Here is a 1449-nt window from a genome sequence, read left to right on the forward strand (position 1 = left end):
GTGGAGTGCCGCGAGGCGGGCTTGTGCCCGTCTCGCGTGGATTGGCCAAGGACTGACTCTGCGCTGGGTTCGTGAGATCTGCGCCGGCTTCGTGAGAGCGGGTCACGGGGGTGCTTGGGCGGTGGTGAGCGAAGGCTTGATGGTGAGTCGACGTTGCGGTGGTTTTGCGGGGTCGGCGCCAGGGGGATTCGCGGTGGCGGCGTTGGCGAGTTGGCGAGTCGGCGAATTGGTGTCGGGGGGTTATCTGCTCAGGGCTTGGATGGGGAGTTCCATCCATTTGATCAGCTTCGAGGGGTCGGACAGCAGCGGCTCGTCGTCGCCGGTGTACTGGAAGCCGTAGCCGGCGTAGAGGCGGCTTGCCCCCAAGTTGTCTTCGACGACGCCGAGGCGCAGGCGGGTGTGGCCGTTGGTGGTGCACCAGCGGACGCAGGCGTCGAGGAGGGCGCGGCCGAGGCCGCGGCCGCGTGCTCGGGGGGAGGTCCACATCGCGATCACCAGCGGCTGGAAGTCGTGGTCTTCGGGCAGGACGATCGAGCACATGCCGAGCGGGACGCCGTTGAGGTCGGCGACGAAGCGGGGCAGCCTTGATTCGTCGCGCCACCAGGCACGCCAGTTGTCCTCGGTGCGCTCCTGGGCGTGGGCGAGCGTCTCGCCGAAGGCGTTGGGGGCGTCGCGCAGGGCTTCGAGGCGCAGGTCTCGCCACACTTCCCAGTCGGATTCCGGCAGTTCCACGATGCTGATGTCGAGATCGCTCATGGGCGTCATTGTTTCGGGGGGCCGATGACGGCGGCAATCCGATATTCCGCGGTGGTGTCCGGGTATGAAGCAATATGTGAAGATCTCGGGCAGATGGGCATCGCGCCTCGGGACGGCGGCGGCCGGGGCGGTGGGTGTCCTGCTGTTTCCGGCGCCGGATCTCGGGGTCTTGGCCTGGGTGGCCTTCGTACCGATGTTGCTGCTGATCAGGGACTCGGATACGCGGCGGGAGGCGGCGCTGCGGGGCTGGTGGGGTGGACTCGGCTTCATCACGGCGACGATGTACTGGCTGGTGCCGAATCTGATCTATTTCTTCCCGCTGGCGGTGGCCGCGGTCGCGCTGCTCTGGGTGCCTTGGGGACTGCTGGTGTGGGCGGTGTTGCGGCCCGGGCCGATCGTGGTGGAACCGGCGAGGCAGCGGAGGAGCGAAGGCGGGGATCACGAGCGCTACGGAGATCACGGAGACTACGGCGAGCACGGAGATCACGGCGAGCACAGAGATCATGGCGATCGCGGCGAGCACGGAGATAACGGCGAGCACGGAGATAACGGAGATAACGGAGATCCGGATCGGGATCTGGATCCGGCCACTAGTCCGAGCGTTGGTCGGGCGTCGGCGTCGGCGTCGGCGTCGGCGTCGGCACCGACACCGGGACCGGTGGCGTTGCCGCGGCCGGCGGGGCGGTTGGGGTG

At 67.9% G+C, this 1449-nt stretch carries 1 protein-coding gene and 1 pseudogene; one reads left to right on the forward strand and one right to left on the reverse strand.

Annotated elements, in window-relative coordinates:
* Positions 1-240: 240 nt before the first annotated feature.
* Positions 241-756 carry a GNAT family N-acetyltransferase gene (locus KDL01_RS41095; protein WP_212534140.1) on the reverse strand — a complete coding sequence of 172 codons (516 nt, stop codon included), beginning with the start codon at positions 754-756 and terminating at the stop codon, positions 241-243.
* A 64-nt stretch (positions 757-820) separates the two neighbouring features.
* Here KDL01_RS41095 and KDL01_RS41100 point away from each other — a divergent pair.
* Positions 821-1449: pseudogene (locus tag KDL01_RS41100) on the forward strand (hypothetical protein); the annotation flags it as partial.

The sequence above is a fragment of the Actinospica durhamensis genome (genome assembly GCF_018139695.1).
In the GTDB taxonomy this organism is placed as follows: domain Bacteria; phylum Actinomycetota; class Actinomycetes; order Streptomycetales; family Catenulisporaceae; genus Actinospica; species Actinospica durhamensis.

Bases quoted from the DNA above. Each gene is read 5' to 3' on its own strand.
- KDL01_RS41095 (WP_212534140.1), bottom strand. From the start codon at position 756: ATGAGCGATCTCGACATCAGCATCGTGGAACTGCCGGAATCCGACTGG.